This is a genomic window from Gammaproteobacteria bacterium (assembly GCA_003696665.1).
Lineage (GTDB): Bacteria > Pseudomonadota > Gammaproteobacteria > Enterobacterales.
In genome coordinates, this window is sequence record RFGJ01000668.1 from 1 (window position 1) to 1,490 (window position 1,490).

The 1,490-nt window shown below is 52.3% G+C and carries 2 protein-coding genes; both read left to right on the forward strand.

Features of this window, described 5'->3' with window-relative positions:
• The gene (locus D6694_15860; GenBank protein ID RMH32698.1) at positions 1-186 is read left to right on the forward strand and encodes a hypothetical protein; all 186 of its coding nucleotides are present in this window, start codon (positions 1-3) and stop codon (positions 184-186) included.
• Positions 167-1,490 (forward strand): recombinase family protein (locus D6694_15865; GenBank protein ID RMH32699.1); only part of this gene is annotated, 1,324 nt, incomplete at its 3' end. The genes D6694_15860 and D6694_15865, both read left to right, overlap by 20 nt.

Below are 1,490 nucleotides of genomic sequence, written 5' to 3' on the forward strand. Positions count from 1 at the left end.
ATGGAAATACACGATCCGCAAACCAATCATGTCGTGGATGCCTTTGCACGAGAATTGGCTCTTGCACTACGGCGCATTACAGGGTACTCCGGCGAAACACCCCCGGAGAAAAACTTACCCCAAGCATTACAAGACCCAGATGAAAAAACACTGAGGAATGATAACAATGGCTTCGAAGAAATTTGAACCTCCCCAAACTCCCGATGAGTTCTTTCGGGAAGTTGAGGCACATCGCCCTACTCGGGGCAAATCTGCACATGGAGAAATCTGGGCAGTGTACGCCCGTCTCTCTCGTGAAGAGCCAGGCCGGTATCAGTATTCAAAGGATACGCAGATCAATAAGGCGGAAGCCTATGCCAGAAATCATGGTGCAGAGCAGGTACTTGTCTACAAAGATTGGGATTATTCTGGCAAGAACTCCAAGCGTCCGGAATTCCAACGACTGATTCGCGATATCAAGGCTGGACGAGTGGATGTAGTCGTCGTTCACCGCCTGGACAGGCTATACCGTAACCTGGAGTCGTTGCTACACTTCATCCGCTTGCTAAAAAAATGCCATGTCTGCCTGATGAGTGTAACCGAAGCAATCGACACAGACACCTGGTGGGGACTGTCGGTACTCCATATGCTCGGCATGTTGGCCGAGATGTGGGTCCGGCAGACCAGTGAACGTACTAACGCGTCTCTGAACAGACGCGCACGCAAAGGACTTCCATTAGGTGACCTGCCGCTGGGCTACTGCAATGGTTTGTGCTCTGCCTGTACAGACCCCAACGGGGAGGGTTACTGCCCATTATGGGGCGAACCCGACCGCATCGAAAGCCAGGGGGGACGGATACCCGTCCCCCACCCTGTTGACCACTACGTTGTAAGGTGGATTGTGGATAGTTACCACAATGGCATGAGTTACCACGATATTGCAGACTACCTCAATTTCCATGATTTCACTTTGCCAGATGGAACGCAGGTTCACTTCCGCACTCGTGGAAAGAAAAGCGACCGCAAGAAACCCATTGAGCAACAAGACCGCACCTTCAAACGAGACAGCATCCGTATCATTGTCGGGAATATCTTCTATGCCGGTTTTGTGGCCCGCTATCCCAGCCCCGATTTCAGCATTGAAGACAACGTAGAACATCCCGAACGTATCCCTACCCCCAAACCCAAAGGGAACCCGCGTGAAATTGTGGAAAAGCATCCCGGGCAACACAAGCCACTGATCACGTTACAACTCTGGGAGGCCAATCAGTCCATCCGCAAAGGGCGCAGCAACTCCCCCACAAATGCACGCCGCAAAACGCGCATTTATCCTCTGACTGGAGTAGGCCGTTGTTGGGAGTGTAAGCGGCAAAAACGTGTGGAGAGTCTGCGAGGCACGTTGGACCACGGTCTGGTGTACTATCGATGTGCGTACACCCAAAAAAGCATCAAACGACGGAGCACTCGCAGGCCATCAGCCGCTACCCAGGCATTGAAAACGCATGCTCTTG

Excerpts from the sequence above, each read along its gene's own strand:
- D6694_15860 (RMH32698.1), top strand. The coding sequence starts at position 1 with ATGGAAATACACGATCCGCAAACCAATCATGTCGTGGATGCCTTTGCA.